Annotated in this window: 18 protein-coding genes; 8 read left to right on the forward strand and 10 right to left on the reverse strand. The window is 45.8% G+C overall.

Annotation, left to right across the window (positions count from 1 at the left end; all coding sequences use genetic code 11):
* Nucleotides 1-233: 233 nt before the first annotated feature.
* The 4 genes from E0D71_RS00230 (at nucleotide 234) to E0D71_RS17365 (ending at nucleotide 3129) form a co-directional block, all read left to right on the forward strand.
* Nucleotides 234-1430, forward strand: coding sequence for a Bcr/CflA family multidrug efflux MFS transporter (locus E0D71_RS00230; protein ID WP_133001299.1), 1197 nt, complete (start codon nucleotides 234-236; stop codon nucleotides 1428-1430).
* 72 nt (nucleotides 1431-1502) lie between these two features.
* Complete coding sequence (locus E0D71_RS00235) at nucleotides 1503-1853, forward strand: HopJ type III effector protein (protein ID WP_133001300.1); 351 nt, start codon at nucleotides 1503-1505, stop codon at nucleotides 1851-1853.
* A gap of 112 nt (nucleotides 1854-1965) precedes the next feature.
* Nucleotides 1966-2787 (forward strand): HAD family hydrolase, encoded by an 822-nt coding sequence (locus tag E0D71_RS00240; RefSeq protein WP_133001301.1) that lies wholly within the window; start codon nucleotides 1966-1968, stop codon nucleotides 2785-2787.
* 180 nt (nucleotides 2788-2967) lie between these two features.
* Nucleotides 2968-3129 carry a hypothetical protein gene (locus tag E0D71_RS17365; protein WP_165942932.1) on the forward strand — a complete coding sequence of 54 codons (162 nt, stop codon included), beginning with the start codon at nucleotides 2968-2970 and terminating at the stop codon, nucleotides 3127-3129.
* Between the two features lie 63 nt (nucleotides 3130-3192).
* Here E0D71_RS17365 and E0D71_RS00245 read toward each other — a convergent pair whose 3' ends face one another.
* Both E0D71_RS00245 and E0D71_RS00250 read right to left on the reverse strand, forming a co-directional pair.
* Nucleotides 3193-4683, reverse strand: a complete 1491-nt coding sequence (locus E0D71_RS00245) for a TyrR/PhhR family helix-turn-helix DNA-binding protein (protein WP_133001302.1) — start codon at nucleotides 4681-4683, stop codon at nucleotides 3193-3195.
* A gap of 34 nt (nucleotides 4684-4717) precedes the next feature.
* On the reverse strand, nucleotides 4718-5935 hold the full coding sequence (locus E0D71_RS00250; RefSeq protein WP_133001303.1) for an ROK family transcriptional regulator: 1218 nt from the start codon (nucleotides 5933-5935) through the stop codon (nucleotides 4718-4720).
* A gap of 165 nt (nucleotides 5936-6100) precedes the next feature.
* Between E0D71_RS00250 and E0D71_RS00255 the strand changes: the two genes are divergently transcribed.
* Both E0D71_RS00255 and E0D71_RS00260 read left to right on the forward strand, forming a co-directional pair.
* Nucleotides 6101-7297, forward strand: a complete 1197-nt coding sequence (locus E0D71_RS00255) for an AGE family epimerase/isomerase (RefSeq protein WP_133001304.1) — start codon at nucleotides 6101-6103, stop codon at nucleotides 7295-7297.
* 81 nt (nucleotides 7298-7378) lie between these two features.
* Nucleotides 7379-8332 carry a LysR family transcriptional regulator gene (locus E0D71_RS00260; RefSeq protein WP_133001305.1) on the forward strand — a complete coding sequence of 318 codons (954 nt, stop codon included), beginning with the start codon at nucleotides 7379-7381 and terminating at the stop codon, nucleotides 8330-8332.
* Nucleotides 8333-8420: 88 nt separating this feature from the next.
* On the opposite strand, the gene can is transcribed toward E0D71_RS00260, so the two are convergent.
* From can to E0D71_RS00285, 5 genes are all read right to left on the reverse strand, one after another.
* A complete protein-coding gene (gene can / locus E0D71_RS00265; RefSeq protein WP_133001306.1) occupies nucleotides 8421-9053 on the reverse strand; it encodes a carbonate dehydratase in 633 nt (210 codons plus the stop codon).
* Complete coding sequence (locus tag E0D71_RS00270) at nucleotides 9043-9906, reverse strand: putative RNA methyltransferase (RefSeq protein WP_133001307.1); 864 nt, start codon at nucleotides 9904-9906, stop codon at nucleotides 9043-9045. The genes can and E0D71_RS00270 overlap by 11 nt, the downstream gene beginning before the upstream one ends.
* Before the next feature lie 134 nt (nucleotides 9907-10040).
* On the reverse strand, nucleotides 10041-12062 hold the full coding sequence (locus E0D71_RS00275) for an EAL domain-containing protein (RefSeq protein WP_133001308.1): 2022 nt from the start codon (nucleotides 12060-12062) through the stop codon (nucleotides 10041-10043).
* 46 nt (nucleotides 12063-12108) lie between these two features.
* Nucleotides 12109-12960: a DUF1853 family protein gene (locus tag E0D71_RS00280; RefSeq protein WP_133001309.1), complete on the reverse strand. Its 852-nt coding sequence runs from the start codon at nucleotides 12958-12960 to the stop codon at nucleotides 12109-12111.
* The gene (locus E0D71_RS00285) at nucleotides 12961-13260 is read right to left on the reverse strand and encodes a YqcC family protein (RefSeq protein WP_133001310.1); all 300 of its coding nucleotides are present in this window, start codon (nucleotides 13258-13260) and stop codon (nucleotides 12961-12963) included.
* 146 nt (nucleotides 13261-13406) lie between these two features.
* On the opposite strand from E0D71_RS00285, the gene E0D71_RS00290 reads away from it, so the two are divergent.
* Nucleotides 13407-14480 carry a DUF3549 family protein gene (locus E0D71_RS00290; RefSeq protein WP_133001311.1) on the forward strand — a complete coding sequence of 358 codons (1074 nt, stop codon included), beginning with the start codon at nucleotides 13407-13409 and terminating at the stop codon, nucleotides 14478-14480.
* Nucleotides 14481-14521: 41 nt separating this feature from the next.
* Here E0D71_RS00290 and E0D71_RS00295 read toward each other — a convergent pair whose 3' ends face one another.
* From E0D71_RS00295 to rlmKL, 3 genes are all read right to left on the reverse strand, one after another.
* Nucleotides 14522-14782 (reverse strand): formyltetrahydrofolate deformylase, encoded by a 261-nt coding sequence (locus tag E0D71_RS00295; RefSeq protein ID WP_133001312.1) that lies wholly within the window; start codon nucleotides 14780-14782, stop codon nucleotides 14522-14524.
* A 191-nt stretch (nucleotides 14783-14973) separates the two neighbouring features.
* On the reverse strand, nucleotides 14974-15831 hold the full coding sequence (gene purU / locus E0D71_RS00300) for a formyltetrahydrofolate deformylase (RefSeq protein ID WP_133001313.1): 858 nt from the start codon (nucleotides 15829-15831) through the stop codon (nucleotides 14974-14976).
* Nucleotides 15832-15919: 88 nt separating this feature from the next.
* Nucleotides 15920-18097 (reverse strand): bifunctional 23S rRNA (guanine(2069)-N(7))-methyltransferase RlmK/23S rRNA (guanine(2445)-N(2))-methyltransferase RlmL, encoded by a 2178-nt coding sequence (gene rlmKL / locus E0D71_RS00305; protein ID WP_133001314.1) that lies wholly within the window; start codon nucleotides 18095-18097, stop codon nucleotides 15920-15922.
* A 121-nt stretch (nucleotides 18098-18218) separates the two neighbouring features.
* On the opposite strand from rlmKL, the gene E0D71_RS00310 reads away from it, so the two are divergent.
* Nucleotides 18219-18428, forward strand: coding sequence for a ribosome modulation factor (locus E0D71_RS00310; protein ID WP_133001315.1), 210 nt, complete (start codon nucleotides 18219-18221; stop codon nucleotides 18426-18428).
* Nucleotides 18429-18494: the final 66 nt, after the last annotated feature.

The raw sequence follows: 18494 nt of genomic DNA on the forward strand, positions 1-18494 counted from the left end.
GCTATCGCAGATTAGCGAGAAAGCGTGACCTAGACTCAATGATGGATGAGCGAATCATACCGAAAGCCCCTTTGTAAAGCGCAGCAGGAAAGAAATAATCCGTCGGCTTTCCTAGTGTTTGCACAATTCAAGAGCATTAGATGCGAATAAGTGATTATAATTATTAAACCTTTGCTTGACGTATTTTAACCAATTCGCCTTGAGTCACTAACCCCATACTTTGTTGCGCCTATATGAAGCTGACTTTTCCTATCATTCTTGTACTTGGCTTATTATCCGGCTTAACACCGCTTGCCATAGACGCCTATTTACCGAGTATTCCTTCGATTGCAAAGGACTTAAATACTGACATTGGGTTGGTACAAATGACCCTTAGCATGTATTTGATTGTGTTTGCTGTCTTGCAGCTCTTCTTTGGCCCGATTTCTGATGCCATTGGGCGTCGCAAAGTCGTGTTAAGCGGTCTTGGTCTTTTTTTTCTAGGCAGTGTTATCTGCGCTTGTGCACCAAATTACGACATGCTGATCCTGGGGCGTGCCATTCAAGCCGTTGGTGGCGCCGCGGTTGCCGTCAGCATTCCGGCGCTGGTCAAAGACAAAATGTCCACCAACCAGTTCGCCAAAGCCATGTCCATGGTGATGCTTACCATGTCACTGGCACCGCTTGCTGCTCCTATTATAGGGGGGGCGATTTTGGTGTTTTTAAATTGGCATTTCATCTTCGTTTTTCTGGCTTTGATTGCCGCAATTGGCGCCGTTTTGTTTATCAGAACCATTCCTGAAACCCTGCACAAGGATCACCGTAAAAAACTGTCCTTAAGCGGGGCGTTAGCCAACTACTATACCTTACTTAAAAACCCAGCGGTCATGGGGTACATTGCAGCAGGTTCCTTCCACTTTGCTGGCATGATGTGTTTTATCACGGGCTCTTCTTATGTCTACATCGAATTGTATGGCATTCAACCGTCTCATTTTGGCTTTATTTTTGCGCTCAATGTCATCGGCATGATGACGGCCACCACCATCAATAGCCGTCTCGTGGAAAAGCTGGGGGTTGATACGCTCACCAAATACGCCATTGCTATTTTGCTATGCGCTTCTATTAGCATGATTATCATCGGCTGCTTCAATCAACCGGCGTTTCCCTTCATTGTTATTAGCTGCATCTTTTTCATGGGAACAATGGGCATATTGGGCGGTGGTTTTATGGCGGGCGCAATGCGTAACGCCGGCAATCATAATGGCAGCGTGGCCGCGCTCGCCGGTTCCTTTCGTTTTTCTTCAGGAGCATTAAGCGGTGTGGCCGTGAGCCTATTCCATACAGGCACAGCCACCCCCATGCTCCTAATCATGGCTCTGTGTGGCATTCTTTCTTTTGTCACTTACCAATTTGTCACGCATAAATTTGAGCCCGATGAAAACAAACATTAACGTTTTTGGTCATTTATGCCCCTTTTCACTCAACCTTGATCGTATTTTTTGATCACCCATAATGGAGATTCCATGCTAAACAGCGACACTCTAGTAGCAACACTAAAAAGCACGCCACAAGACGTTCAATTTAAAGAGGTTATCGGTGTTATCGAAGCCGAGTATGATTTTACGCCGACTGCGTTTTCGAATGGCCAACAAAACAATGGCATCAATGAAAACAACGGTTCCTGCAAAATATTTTCATTTGCCGCCTTACAGCAGCTTAACGAAGAAGAAACACTGCACTTGTTCGGCAACTTTTACCGTGTGGATGTGTTGGAAAACCCCGATGCCAATGACCATCAAAACATTCGCCAGTTTATGATCTCTGGCTGGAAAGGCATTCAATTTCAATCGCCTGCCCTTACCAAGAAAGCCTAATAAAAAAGCAGACTAGTCGATCTAGATTAGTCTGCTTTGTCCTCTCCTTCTTATCACTTCCTTAGTAAGACAAAGTACGCTAGTGTTATGCCGACTTAAGGGTGAGGTAGTTATGGACTTATTAGCATTTGATTTAGACGGCACCTTATTAAACCGTCAGCAGCGTCTTTCAGAATACACTTGTGACACACTAAGGCGTTTAGATGCGGCAGGCATTGCCTATACGGTCGCCACTGGAAGAACCCATTTTGCTGCAAAAGCGTGCATCGCAGGCCACGATTTCCCCCATTGGCAGATATTTAAAAATGGCGTGGAATGGTGGAACCCGAGTGACAATTCTTATCGCCATCGTAACTTTCTAACCCCAGATCTGATCACAGAGACCCTCTTGGCTTTTGCCGATCATGAGGTGACGCCGTTTGTTTTTTGTCTGGATCAAGATGGCTCCCATAAAGTCTATCATGCCCCTTTAAATGGAAACTTGAGCGACCACATTGCTAACGAGCTAGGGTCACATGACCTACTGAGTCTACACCCCATTGAGGAATTGTCCCCTCATGCGGTTATCACCAACATCAGCGCCATGGGCAAACCAGAACTGGTTGAAAGCTTAGTGGCTTCCTGCCAGCAGCACACCCACTTAACCGCCTATTCAGGTGGCGGGATTTACACACCTGATGCCTATTGGCTCGACATTCACCATAGCAATGCCTGCAAAGGTTCCTCTTTAATGGAACTAAAAGCAGAAATGGGTGCCGAACGAGTGATCGTATTTGGCGATGGCGACAACGACCTGTCTATGTTTGATACATCCGACGAGGCTTTTGCCACGCAAAACGCCTTGGATCACGTAAAAGAGGCGGCGACGGATGTTATTGGTCATCATGATGAAGATGGCGTCGCCCGTTATCTACGAAAACGGTACGACCTGTAAGGCATTCACCTTTCTCAGTCACTTTTAAGGAAGGAAAGCGCCCATAATGGGACTAAAAAGCCCATAAGGCTTGTGATATAGAAAAGCACCCCCATTTACTTAAATACACTAAAATGGCCTTTACCCTGTCCTTATAATGGCTCATGATAGGCTCAAGAAGAATAAGTTTGGAGAGACACTATGTTTGAATTTTTACTATTTGTTGCTGCTTGTGCTGTTATCGCCGTGCTAGCAAGCAATATTCAAAAGATCGCCTCTCAACCAAAGGTGAAATTGCAACCGATTAAAATTGAGCGTGAAACACCTCGTAAGAAAGCGCCCGCTCACCGTCGCCCATATTAAGACTTGCTCTTAACTAAACTAAGCCACTGATCATTTGATAGGTGGCTTTTTTATGCGCACGACTCAACCAATACCGTATTCTTTCAGCTTATTAGCAATCGCGCTGTGACTGACGCCAACCGCTTTCGCCAGCCGTCTGGTACTTGGGTGCTTGGGATACAGTGTTTTAAGCAAAGCCGCCTCAAACTGCTTCATCGTTTTCTCTAATGAATCTTCCACTAACACCAAAGGCCGCGCCTCATCGTCTTTTGGCAAACTAATATCTTCTGGCTGCCATTCTTTTTTGTTCAAACTCAATGTCTGCAGACACACATTTTGCAGCTCTTTCAGATTACCCGGCCAAGAATAAAGCGACAGTTTCAGCAAGGCGCCTTTTGATATGGTTGGCAAGATCACACCGTAGCGCTCGGTATACGCAAGCAAGGTTTGACGAATCAAACCAGCCAAATCTTCACGTCGCTCTCTAACAGAGGGCACGCGTAAAAATAAACTCGATAGCGCGAAGTACAAGGTCTTATTTAACCCATGTTCTGCCGTCAGTCTTGATTCTGAGTGGGTTGTTAACGACACCACCCGACATAGAGATTCAAAACTTGTCGAAAATTCTGGCCTTCGTGTTAACCAATTTGCCAGCGCCACCTGAGTATCCGCAGGCAGATACTCTATTTCTTCAATCACCAGCCAACCATTAAAGTGGCCTAACTTCTTCACATCCGCTACGCCGATATCGCGAGCATGACGAATAATAAGTTGCCCCGATTGGTCGAATTGAAGCCCTTGCCAGTGTTGAAACAGGGCTTGCACCAAATCTCGCTTGCCAGTGCCTGCCTCCCCTTCAATAAGCAAAGGCTCTATTCGATTCACAAAGGCTTTTGCGCGCTGCAACATATTTTGCATTGCCACACTTTGACTCACTTCGGCGTGAAAATATTGCGCCAGATCGCTCTCGGCATTGGGAGCCTGCTTGAAATTAGCCGCCTGACGATTCAATCGCGCTTGCGATTTTAAATGAATAACGCTGCCCGCAGGGTTTGATTTGCCACATTCATCGGGCACAAAAATAGGCTTCATTTCCAGCAATAGGGCTTTGTTACGGATGCGAATGCGCTTACTCACCCCATTCACTATGTCATCCCAAGTCACCTTGGCAAAACTCACCCCTTTAATAAACTGCTGCAAAGGACGATAGAGCAATTCTGCGATGGGCACGCCTAAGTCTTGTGCCGCAAGGTCCGTTGCCATGGTAATGGTGCCCTTCAAATCCACGGCAATCACGCCGTCTGGCAGGGCTTCTAATAAGGTATACAGCGCATTGTGCTCTCGCTCGGAAGGCGTAAACACCACCCGTTTTACGTCTTTTACCCCGTCTAAGCGACGCAGTTCACCCAGCAATTGCTGCAACTTTGCAAACTCAATATCAGGAAAACCACAATAGACACAATGGTTTTTGGTGTCTGCTTCAATTAATCGGATGTCTATCTGGTGGGGGACAAACAGATCCAGCACTTCTCGCACCATACCGATTCTGTCTTCACACTGTATTTCTAATCTCATGATCTGCCCCTGATAAACAAGCCGATGAATGACGTCATAGTGACTGCTTGGTTGACTGAGAAGAAGCCAATAATAACAACTCTCGTTGTGGCGCGAAGGTTTCGTAAAGTGGCAATACCGCCGCCCCGAGTGTCACGGCGGCATCATCTGCATGGGCCGAACAAATATCCGGTACTGGCAACACACTCTGCTGCGCCAAGATTTTCTGCACGGCACCAATCAGCATCGACTGTACTACATTCGGCAAGCGCCCACCGATCACTATGGCTTCTGGGTCATATAAGGCAATCACAGCACTCAAGGCTGGCTGAATCTCAAACGCCACTTCTTGCGACCACTGATCAATCATTTGTCGGTATTCCTGTCGCTGCCAGTCTCCAGCAAGCTCCGGCCACGCCAACGAGTGCAGTGCAAAGTAACGCGTTAAGGAGGAAACCGATAACGCTTCTAATATCCAGCGCCCATGTTTTCCGGTTGCAGTAGGAATCAACCCAAAGCTGCCCGCTTTACCGTGCGCCCCTGTGTAACACTCTCCATCCGCCACCACACTGCCACCACAGGCAATACTGACAAACAAATAGAAGAAGTGCTTTCGTGGTGCTGTCGAAGCAAACAAAAGCTCGCTGGTGGCCGCTGCCACGGCGTCATTTTCTGTGTAGCAAGGCAAACCGGTTTGCTCTGAAAGCCATGTTTCAAAGGCAGACGATTGCCAATAGGTTAACTCGGCCTGTAATCCTGCCAGATCAGAGCGCTGCTCAGCGTCCGTCACCAACGAATCAAGCCAGGCATCCATATAATCTGGTTTCGCTAGACCAACCCCTTGTACTTTCGCCCAATCACCTTGCAAGCGTACTTTCACTTCGCTAAGCAATGTTTGGGCAATCTCTTTCGCCATTTGCTCTGTTGGAAAGGACACTTGCTGCTCAAGAGAAACAACACAATGACCACTAAAATCAAGCAAGGCTGCGCTAATACGATCACGGTCTACATTAATGCCAAGCCCATAAGCCCCTTGATGATTCAAACTTAATTGCACTGATGGTTGGCCTCGACGACCCCTTACTTTGCCATCAATTTTCAACAAATCACGCTCAAGAAGTGAAGAGGTAATAACAGAAATGGTCTGCGCGCTTAGCCCTGTTTGCTGCGCAATGTTACTTCGCGACACGCCCGGTGTTTGGCGAACTAATTGAAGAATGATACGTTCATTGTAAATACGACTTTGTTCTGAGGTGCTACCCGACGATTTCATACGTGACTGCTCTGCTATGAAGGCTGTAAACTAGCGATTTCTTTTTATTAAATCTAATTGATTTAATACTAAAAGGCGCTAGTATGCCATGGTATTCTTTTATATTGATCCACAGACACCTAACAACAAAAAACCATTAATACACCATACCGCAAGGAAAACCCTATGAGCCAATCTCCAGACTTCCGCTCAACCGCTTTCTTAGATCAGCACATTAAGTCGACGATGGACTTCTACCATCCAAACTGCATCGATCCTGAAGGTGGTTTCTTCCAGTTTTTCAAAGACAATGGCGACATTTACGATCGTGACACCCGCCATCTAGTCAGCAGCACTCGCTTTGTATTCAACTACGCGAAAGCCTACCTTAACGAAGGTAAAAGCGAATATTTAGACGCCACACGACACGGTTTAGCGTATCTGCGCGAGCGCCATAAACGCGACAACGGTGGCTATGTTTGGCTGCTCAATAAAGACGAAAACCTAGACGAAACAAACCACTGCTATGGTTTGGCGTTTGTACTACTCGCCTACTCCATTGCTTATAAAGCGGGTGTTGAAGAAGCCAAGCCGTGGATTGCTGAAACCTTCGAACTAATGGAAAAGCATTTTTGGGACGCCAAGTTCGAATTGTACAAAGACGAAATTTCCGCTGATTGGCAGACTGTCTCTGAGTATCGTGGACAAAATGCCAATATGCACAGCTGCGAAGCCCTTATTGCCGCTTTTGATGCCACTCAAGAGTCACACTACCTAGATCGCGCCTTGCTACTGGCGCAAAATATTTGCCAACGCCAAGCCGCACTAGGCCAAGGCCAAATCTGGGAGCACTACACCACGCAGTGGGAAATTGACTGGGAATACAACAAAGAAGACCCTAAAAACCTGTTCCGTCCTTGGGGGTTCCAGCCAGGACACCAAACGGAATGGTCCAAATTGTTGCTGCTTATTCAACAACGCAAACCACAAGACTGGCTCGTGCCAAAGGCCGTGTCTCTCTTTGAACACGCTTGGTCTCAATCTTGGGATGCCGACAACGGTGGCCTGTGCTACGGCTACAACCCTGAAGGCGAAGTCTGTGACGGCGATAAGTACTTTTGGGTACAAGCTGAGTCATTTGCCGCGGCGGCCATGCTGGCGTTGGAAACAAAGGACGCGCTTTATTGGGAACGCTATGAGGCACTTTGGCAATACAGCTGGGACCACATGATTGATCATAAATTTGGGGCTTGGTTCCGAATTTTGCATCAAGACAATCGCGCCTATGACGATTGCAAAAGCCCAGCCGGAAAAACCGATTACCATACCATGGGAGCCTGCTATGAAGTCATTGAGCAACTAAGCAGAACCACCGCAAACTAACGCTAATATTGGGGTTCATCGTTCTAATCATTGGGAAAATGCAGTATGATGCAGCCCAATGCTAATCGACATGAGCCCCTTATGCAGTTAGATAAAATAGATCTCAACTTACTTCGTTATTTAGACTCCCTGTTACGAGAACAAAACGTTACTCACGCAGCAAACCAATTAGGTATTACCCAGCCTGCCATGAGTAATGGCCTACGACGATTAAGAGATCTATTTCACGATCCATTATTGGTTCGTACTAGCGATGGCATGATGCCAACGGCGCTCTCTATTCAGCTGCAACCTCGCGTTCAGCGGATCTTGCAATCTGTTGATGAAGTACTGCACCTTGGTCAAAACTTCGAAGCCGAATCCAGCTCCCGTGTGTTTCGCATCATGGCCAGTGATTACGCCGAAGCCACTCTGATCCCTCCCCTAATGAAAAAGCTGCAAAGCGACGCGCCTAGCGTGATTTTAGACGTCATGAACCCTAGCGATGTCAGTTTTCACGATGTCGAAAAGGGCAAGGTCGATTTGGTGATTAACCGCTTTGAAACACTGCCTCAGTCGTTTCACCAAAAATCCGTCTGGGTAGATCGCTTCTCTTGTTTGGTGCCAGCGAATTCAGACATTGCGAAAAACTTCACCCTAGAAACCTACCTTGCTTCCCCTCACGTGTGGGTCAGTAAAACAGGCTTTGGTGTTGGTGTTGGTATTCAACCAGAAGAAGTGCAAAAGCTGGGCTGGGTCGACAGTTCATTAGCCGATCTTGGGCATAAGCGAAACATTCGCTTGTTTACGCGAAACTACAATGTGGCGATGCGAGCAACAGAGCAACTAGGCCTGATCGCTACCTTACCGTCTTTGGCGACAAAATTGATGGAAGGCAATAATAATGTCATCGTCCTGCCGCCACCGTTTGAAATTCCGCCAGTTGAACTGAAAATGCTGTGGAGCCCTCTGCTGCAACACGATCCTGGCCACATCTGGTTACGATCCACGATTGCGGGCTGTGCTCGGGCAATTGCTGAAAACAATAGCCTATAAACCAGATCCGTTCACTGTACGACACAAAAAAACGAGCGCTTGGCTCGTTTTTTTGTGTCTTCTCATCGCTCTACTGAGCCATCAGAAATTAAAGCTCATTGAGTTTTCTTTCCGCATCTTCTAAAGACGACGCCGTTACATCAAGGTCGGTAATATGACCATTATTAATGCTGTAACACCAACCGTGAACGTGCAGGTCTTGACCATTTTTCCACGCATTTTGAACTATGCTACTTTGCGAAACATGAGACACCTGCTCCATCACATTAAGCTCACACATGCGATCAAAACGCTGATGATCGTCTTCAATGCCGTCGACTTCTTTCTTATGCAGACGGTACACGTCTTTAATATGGCGCAGCCAGTTATCAATCAAGCCGTGCTCATCCGCGTCCATTGCCGCTTTAATACCACCACAGCCGTAATGCCCTACTACCATGATGTGCTTCACTTTCAACACATCCACAGCAAATTGAATAACGGACAAACAGTTCAGGTCCGTATGCACAACGACGTTGGCGATATTGCGGTGAACAAACACTTCACCTGGCATTAAATCAACAATTTGGTTCGCCGGTACACGACTGTCCGCACAGCCAATCCATAAATATTCTGGTCTTTGCTGCTTGGACAGCGTTTCAAAGAAATCTGGATCTTCACTGTTTACTTTTTCAGCCCACTCTCTGTTTTTCTGAAAAAGATGACTCAAACTATTTGGCATTATGATCTTCCTCTGTCGTCTTTTGATACCAACGAAAATTTACATGTGCAGTTAAATTAATGGTGTTCAATTGTTTTACCGCTTCTTTGCCATCATAGGAGGCTTTGTGTATATGCGGTGTCATGCATAAAAGATGCTGTATTTCCTCTTGAGAGTCCAATCTGAATGGATAATGAAGAGAACTTTCATTGATCAATTCAAAGCCTTCAATACCGTCACTGTGGGTCGCTTTATAAGGGTGAATACTCGGGTATAAGATCTGACGCAATTCCAATAAATGATCCGCCCCTGATTCTACAAGAAGCAGGTAGCCCTTATCAGACAGGGTGCGAGCAAACTCACTAAAGACCGGAAAGCCAAATAAACACAACACCACATCCAAACAATCATTCGGCATCGGTAAACTGGCATTACTGCCCACAATCCAGGTCGCATCTTTATCGCGCTTGCTGGCGGCGGTGACCGCCCACTTGGAAATGTCTAACCCCACTCTCTGCAAGGCAACATTGCGCTTGGCAAATTCAGCAGCCAAATGGTGTAAGTAGTAGCCTTCACCACAACCGGCGTCTAATACACGGCAAGGTGAGCTATCAATAAGGGCGCTAGGCCATTGATCGATAATATGTTTTACGATGGGGAAATAGTGATCAAGATTCAGAAAAGACTGTCGGTAAGACACCATTTCCTTACTGTCACCAGGGTCTTTGGAGCGTTTATTTTGGACAGGTAATAAGTTGATATAACCAGATTTGGCAATGTCAAAAGAGTGCCCATTGGAACAAACCAAACTGCGCTCTTGTGAGCTCAGTGGTTGTTTATCAATCGGGCAGGAAAGGTGTTCAAACGTTGGCACAATGTTTCCGCTGAAGATAATTTTGTGTTTAGTTTATGAGGATATCCCTCTATAAACAAGTTAACTCGCGCCGAGAGAAACAAAAGCGCAAAAATAGATGGGTATTTTTCAGATTCGATACAGAATATTGCCAATTAATGTACCGCTAACAGCGTTGTTTGCCCCATCAAATGGCTGTCCATATAGACAGAAAAATCACTATTATTCATCGGTCGAGCAAAAAAGTAGCCTTGCACTTCTTCGCAATTATAGCCATTTAGCACCTCTACTTGGGAGTGATTTTCGACCCCTTCGGCGATCACTTTTAAATTCAAGCTATTGGCCATCGCTATGGTCGCTTTGACAATGGCATCATCGTCATTATCAAAACCTAAATCATTCACAAAAGAACGGTCTATTTTTAGCGTTTGGATAGGGAATTTTTTGAGATACGCCAAAGACGAATACCCAGTACCAAAATCATCAATGGATAAGGTTAAACCTAATGCTCTAAAAGCATGCAGTTTTTCGATGGTTTGCTGAGCATCCGCCATCAACATACTTTCGGTTAATTCTAACTCTAGGTAATGTGAATCAACACCGGTTTCTTCTAAAATCTGACTGACCATTTCCACCAGATCAGACTGCATAAACTGTCGACCCGATAAATTCACCGACAAACTAATAGGAGGATAACCCTGTTCGCGCCACTCTTTTAATTGATAACAGGCACGTCGAATCACCCATTCACCCAATGGCAAAATCAAACCACTCTCTTCAGCCAAAGGAATAAATTGGTCGGGACTAATCATGCCAAGTTCAGGATGCATCCAGCGGATCAGCGCTTCAGCCCCCACCGTGGCTTTATCAGACAAACGAATTTTAGGCTGGTAAAAAAGCTCAAACTGCTCTTCCTCTATGGCTTTACGCAAACCACCACCCAATGTTAGGTGCGCTCGGATGGTATCGGCCATCGCGGCGTCATAAATACAGTAGGAATTGTGTGAAATGGATTTTGCGCGATACATAGCCGCATCGGCATTTTTAAGTAGGTTATCTATGCTTTCACCATGCTCAGGGTAGCAGGTGATACCAATGCTCGCGGTAATCATCATTTCCATTTTAGACACAGGATAAGGCTTGATGGAATGCTTTATCACGGTGTCAGCAATGGCTGTCAACTCTTCCATTCCTGTTGCGTGCTCTTGGACAATCACAAACTCGTCGCCGCCTAAGCGATATAAGCACGCCGATTGTGGAATTGTGCTTTTAATCCGCTCCGCCACTTGCTGGATTAATTCATCCCCAACCCTATGGCTGAAGGTGTCATTAACCACTTTAAAACCATCTAGATCCAGCGATAAAACGCCAAATTTAAGGCCCCTTTTTCGCGCATTCACCAACGCCCTTTCAAGCTGACTATAAAGTAGGTTGCGGTTGGGCAATTGAGTTAATGGATCGTAATTATTCAATTTATAAAGGACGATTTCATGGTCCCTTTCTTCTTGAATATCGTGCGCTAAAAAGAACACTCGATCGCTCGATGCTTGATAACACACTTCTATTTGATGCCAGCGCACCCCTCGCAGAGTCGATAAACGAATCTCTTGGGTCAACAATGACTTGTTCGACAGCATATCTATCATGCTATGCGCTGCACTTGAGACCACAAACAGCTCTTCTATTTTTTCGACGCGACCAAAGCGCGAAGAAAAGCTATCGTTCATTTCAACACTGACGCCTTTGCCGTCAAAAACCGCCATAGGCAAGGTATTAAAGCATTGAACCATATCGAAAGAAGAGCACGTCATTCCAGACACACGGTCAACCACAGCGGTATCATTCACCGCTAAAGACTGCACCTTAACGGACACCCCTTTATGGTTTCCCCCTAGAGAAATCAAGGTTCCAATGCAATTCACACGCTCTTGTCCGGTGTCAGAACAAGGCCATATAAACTGCAAAGAGGCACCATCTGGTTGGCTTTTTGCGAAATTTTGGAGGCGAAGTAAAAGGCTTTCGTCAATGCTAAACAAGGATAGGTCGTCGCCATTGAAAAAGTGACTAAATAACCATTTAGCCTCTTTATTACTCCATGAAATACTAGCTCTCTCAATATCAACAACCCAAGTGGACTGACTGATCTTAGGGCTTAATATATTAGGACGTTCTATCATTCGATATTATTCTACTGCAATAAAAAGACGTGTTTGGAGCACTAGATTACCACGTATCAGGAACAACAAAGACACTATATTTCGTGGTCGACTGAATATTTTTAGCGTCTTGGGAGAAACACAGGTACTGTGGGCGAGAATCATTATTAAAGCCCTCAAGCCAGCGTTTAATGCACGCTGTGTTGAAGACCTCATAAGCATTCTGGAATCCAGATAAAGAGAGCCAATGGGGCTTTTCTACCGCCCTAACAGAAGAAAACTGTGTCAGTAATGAGGGGGCATTTGAGGCATAAATCCAACCGCCAAAGCCACTATCATTCATCAAGCCCAACGCGTTCTTGCTTGCGTTTAAAGACAAAAACAAGCGACCATAAATCAATAAACAGGGCCTAATCGGTCGCCCTTTAATCACTGACTGGCATTGTTTTTTCGCGCTATCTGTCTCTAAAATCGTCAGCTGATGCGCCCTAGCCCGCGATACTTTCTTGTGTAGGCTGTCATTTTTATTCGGCCCTATCCAATGCTCTGGATAAAGATCCGGACGCTCCAAATAAAACTTAATGGCAATTTCAAATTGCAATAAATCCCCGTCAGGAGTCTCCACCAGCATATCCACTTCGCCCAAGGTTTTCCCTTGATCTACTATTTGCTCATGCTCCAGAAGCACCTTTAAGGTTGAAAAATGCTGTATCGCAAACGAAAACAACACCTCGAAGTAACTTCCTAAAAAGTGAGATTTACAGGCTGCTACGGCCTCTTCAAGAGGACGCGGGTTAGCGGATAAGGCTTGCAAACTCTGCGACCAGTCTCCATGCCAATAAACCGACAGATCAAGATCGCTTTCAATAAGGTGACCTTCCATCAGCCACCGTAAGTCGTTCACATAAGGAGACGACATCTATTGGCTCTTGCCATTCAAATGCGCATCAATACGATCCAAGGCAGCCACAATATTGGCCACATGATGGGCAGGGTAAGCGCTAAAAGCGTCCGCGGCCATCGGCGATATATGACACCGTGTCGGCAGGGCTGCGCCCTCCTCTAACATCTGCTTAAAACGCGCCATCATGACAAACCTCAGCCACTGAGCAAAGCTCATGGTATCAATACAAAATGGCGTCACACTCGCCAGCGCCTCTTCGCTCGGCGGATCACACTCCCAAGCGCCACATTCTCTTAACGCCATTTCCAAATCCATTAACCTATCCGCCAGAAGATAATGTTTTTCGAACCGACTATTCAACCTGATTTCTCCTGTAAAAAACGGTAATATGGCACCATATTTCGTTTATCATCGCCGTTTTAAAAGGCGCTAACACAATTCAAATGAGTCTGTAATTTACCATGAAAAACATTGAATCGCTTTGCGATCTTTTTGATATGGTTGGCTGTGATGCCACCTTTTACGATCTTGGCCGCCACATTACAAAAATCACACCGCAACAAGTCATTCAATTTGACCGAAAACAACAAGCCTATCCTTTTCCTTTTCGCCAATGCGCTTGGCTTGCTTGTTTTTTAAAAAGCAAAGACAGCCAAAAGAAAGACGCCCGCGACACCGGTGTTGTGTGGTTTATTAAACTGCCTTTGGACGAAGCAGGCTGCCTAAATCTAGGCACTCGAGATCATTTTATTAAATCCATTGTCGATAAAATCCTTCACAAAGGCGAGGCCGCGGGACTGTCTGAGGCGCTCGAAGATAACCCGTATGTTTTCAAACCTGATCAAGAACGTATGGCCAGTTTTCACGCCATTCTTGCGACCAATGTAAACGGTGAAAGATCCGTATACTTTCAAGATGTCATCGACTATTTAACCAATACAGCCTTAACAGAAGATCAAGATGAGTGGCAAAAGCTTGGCCTACAAGGCATCGCTGAATTGGCCGTCAAGGTGAATGAAGAAAACTTTGCGACGCTGATCCTAAAAGCCATCAAGCAGGCTCCAGCCCCATTAGTCAGCGCGCTTTGCCATGCTCTCGAGCACGAAACCTTACCAAATGAATTAATCTCTGCCATTACTGAGAAGCTACTTCAAGAGCAAGACAGTTTAATGCAAGCAAGCTACCTTCGTGCCTTGTCGCGCTCAGAATTAGACGACGCGTTATTGCTGCCGCTGTTTGCCATATTGGGCAGCGTCAACGAATGCTCCGATGAGCAAACACATCCGATTGCAGCACTGGCGGCGAAATGCCCCCATTGGCTAGCCAAGAACCCCCAGCTATTGAGAATCGTGATGGAGAAACTGGCGCATCGAAATGACGCTTATGTGGCATTTAGACAGGTTTCCAGTGAGCTTAGCCAGCATCCTGAAACACGACAACCATTATGGGATTTATTCAGAAGTGAACGTATTAGCCCAAGCTTAGCGCAGGCAATCAGTCATTTATTCACACAGACGCCAACGTCCGTGCAGTAACCAAACATGGCCAATGGCGATCCGTTGCAGTTGGCCATTATTTAGTGGTGAGTGACTTGGCTTTTGCGCATTGAACGCATCTCTTTACGATGCTCAACAAACGCCTCACTTAATAGATAGTCACCTTGCTCGGTGCATTCTAAAGCCCCTCGATTTACCAAAGCTTCCAATGTTTTGGGCAAAACTTTTTGACGCTTATCCCCCTTCACAAAATAAAATTGCTCATCTAACTGAACAATTTCAAACCCTGACTCTAAAAAGCCGACACATAGATTCTGAGTTGGCGTTAATTTGAGCTTCATAGTTCTCCCCTCATAGCCGTCTCTATTTAGAATGCTTCCGCTTAACTATAGTCAATAATCGATAGAACAAAAAGCGAGCAGGAGAAAATCAATAAAGAGCCCTCTCTCTTTCACACGGACCTAGGCTGGCTGTGGGCCAATAAAAAAGGGAAGACAAAAATGCCTTCCCTTTTTTGCAGATCCATCCCTTGCTAGTCAGCAAATACGATCGTTTTATTACCGTGTACCAGTACTCTGTCTTCTAGGTGATAACGCAAGCCTCGTGACAACACAAGCTTCTCGATGTCTTTACCAAGACGCACCATGTCCGCAGCCGCATGACTATGACGAACACGAATTACATCCTGCTCAATAATCGGCCCAGCGTCCAAATCGGCGGTCACATAATGACAGGTCGCACCGATCAATTTAACACCGCGTACAGCGGCTTGATGATAAGGTTTGGCGCCAATAAACGACGGCAAGAAACTGTGATGAATATTGATCACCCTATGACGGTACTTCTTGCACAAGTATTCTGGGAAAATCTGCATATAACGCGCCAAGACAATCGTGTCGGCCTGAGCATTATCGATGCAAGCTTCAATTTCTTGGAACGCCGGCATTTTATTGTCTTTCGGCACTGAAATGCAGTGATAAGGGATCTTGTACCATTCCACCATAGAGCGCAGCGACTCATGATTGGCAATAACACCAACAATGTCGCAGTTTAACTCACCAGTGTGCCAACGGTGCATGATGTCGTTTAAGCAATGGGATTCTTTGGTTGCCAACAGCATCACTTTAGGGCGATCTTCACTGTCTTTGACGTACCAGCGCATATCAAACTCTTCCGCAATCGCCGCGAACTCTTCACGAAAAGTCGCCACATCAACAGACAAGCTTTGTGCATCTATGTCATGGCGCATAAAGAACCATTTTGACTCTAGATCGGTATGATGACTGGCTTCAACAATCGAGCCTTCGCGCTCCTTAATAAACTGAGAAACGGCTGACACAATCCCAGTACGGTCTGGGCAACTAATAACAAGACGAAATGTTTTTCTCATTTTAAAAACTTATAAACCTATACAATTCAATATATTAGAAATACATATTTGTTAATTAGATTCAGCTTTAACACTAGGCTGAATCACTCTATTGAGCCACTTCCTTATGTCGAATGACCCAACACTGGTGAATTTTAGTGTTGCGGTCAAAATCAAGATCCAGTGTTTGTTTAGTCACATTGTCAATGTCGAACTCTGTTGCTAACGCCTCATCAAGAATGAAACGACGATAGTTATTAGAGAAGATCAGTTCGCCTTTTTTCGACAATCGGGCCATCGCCAAGCGAATCAAATCGCCATGGTCTCGCTGAATATCCAGCACTTCGGCCATTTTCTTCGAGTTAGAAAACGTCGGTGGATCCATAAAGATAAAGTCGTACTTATCTTTGTTCGTACGCAACCATTCAAAACAATCGGCACGCTCCACTTTGTGATCGCGTGGCGAAAATTCATTCAGCTCAATATTACGACGCGCCCACTCGGTGTAGGTATTCGACATATCAACACTGTAGGTACTTCGCGCACCCCCTTGACCCGCGTGCACTGACGCTGTCGCGGTATAGCAAAACAAGTTAAGGAAGCGTTTGCCATTGGCTCTGTCTTGAATCAATTTACGCACTGGACGGTGATCCAAAAACAAACCTGTGTCTAAGTAATCTTTCAGATTGACGATAAACTCACAACCGTACTCTTCAACAATCATTTCATGCTGAGACTGGTCAAGCTTTTCGTATTGCGCTTTCCCTGTTTGCTTCTGACGATGCTTCACCACCACATTCGACTCAGCAATATTTAAGGCGCTAGGAATGGCAGACACAGCATCAAACAAACGCTGCTTTGCTTTCTCAGGGTCAATGCTTTTTGGTGCTTGATACTCTTGAACGTGCGCCCAATCTTTATAGATATCGATGGCGACGGCGTATTCAGGCATGTCCGCATCGTAAACTCGGTAACATTCGATGTTATTTTTGTCCGCCCACTTTTTGAACTTTTTCATGTTCTTTTGCAGACGATTTGCAAACATTTTCGCGCCTGGCGACATCACAGATTGCGCCACCACGTCTTCTTTAATGCTGCCAGCTAAAATCGGGAAGCGATACGCGCGGCACTCTAAGCCACCGTTGATCACTCGTGTGCTTTTTTCTGGTCGAACAGGGATTTGTCGTGCCAACTGCTCATTGCTGGTTAGCATCATAAACTGCCAACCACGAACATGATTCACCACCCATTCCCCAAGATCACGGTATAAAGCAATCAAGGTCATTTCATCGCCCAAACGCTCACCATAAGGTGGGTTTGAAATCACCAAACCTGGTTTTTCTTTATTAATCTCGAATTCATGCTCTTGGAAAGGCGTCATGGAGACATCAATCAAGTCCGTTAAACCCGCTCGCTTAATGCACTCTCGTGCCGCGGCAATGGCTTTTTGCTCACGGTCCGTACCTTGGAAACGAATGCCTAATGTTGCCGGGTCTTTTTTGCGGTTTTTCGCAAAATCCATCAACTGTTGCCACAAACGGTGATCGTGCTGCTTCCAGCCTTTGAACCCCCAATACTGGCGACGCAACCCTGGCGCAATGTCCAGCGACATCAGGGCCGCTTCAACCAGAAAAGTACCCGAACCACACATTGGGTCGATTAATTGCGTTAAGCCGCAATCTCTTCCCCAACCGGCACGCATCAACAAACCGGCGGCCAAGTTTTCTTTCAGAGGCGCCATACCGCCGTGCTGACGGTAGCCGCGACGGTGCATACTTTCGCCGGCCAAATCGATACTAATGGTGACGGTATCACGCTTAATACGCACGGCGATTCGCACATCTGGCTGTTCTTTTTCAACGCTTGGGCGCTCTCCAGACAAGGCGACAAAATAATCGGCAATCGCATCTTTGGTACGCACCGCACCAAATTGCGTATTACGAATATGGTCATTGGTGCCATGACAATCAATGGCAATGGTATTGGTTGCCGTCAGGTGCGCCGACCAATCTACCGCTTTTACGCCATCGTAAAGGTCATCCGCAGATTCTATTTTGAAGCTTGCAACGGGGAACATCACGCGCGTTGCCACTCGTGACCAAAGACACGCTTTGTACATGCCTTCTAGATTTGTCGAGAGCTTCACTTGGCCTTCGCCTAAACGAGTTTGCAGCAATCCTTCAGCATGCAACTCTTGCTCTAAGACATTCTCCAATCCGAGTGGACAGGTAATTTCTAACGCATAAACCTGTTCTACTGAGTCTGTCGTCTGTGTATCTGTTGTCATTTTTAATTACTTTTTTAAATTTTCTGTGAATGTATTAGAGCAAAGTGTTTTTAGACAATCTCTCGCATCTAAACTAGCTTTTAAAGCTCGATCTGAAAAAAAGAATAAGAGGAAGACACCTATGAAGAAACAAAAAAGAGATCTTCACCATCGCGCTTACCTTCGTGGCTATCGTGCTGGAATGGCGGGCCGTTCAAAAGGCCTTTCCATTCAATATCAAGAAAGCGCTCGCCCCGATTGGCTTGCTGGGTGGCGAGAAGGTCGCGAGGACATGTGGAATGGGCTCTCTCCTGTAGAAGGTACCCATAAAACATTTAGCCTAGTGCATTAATGTCTTGTTTCTTTTAATCTCGATCTTTATCTCTATTCGCGTTTAGCGAATTGTACAAATAAGTGA

The organism is Marinomonas sp. KMM3893, assembly GCF_004352855.1.
Classification (GTDB): Bacteria; Pseudomonadota; Gammaproteobacteria; order Pseudomonadales; family Marinomonadaceae; genus Marinomonas; species Marinomonas arenicola.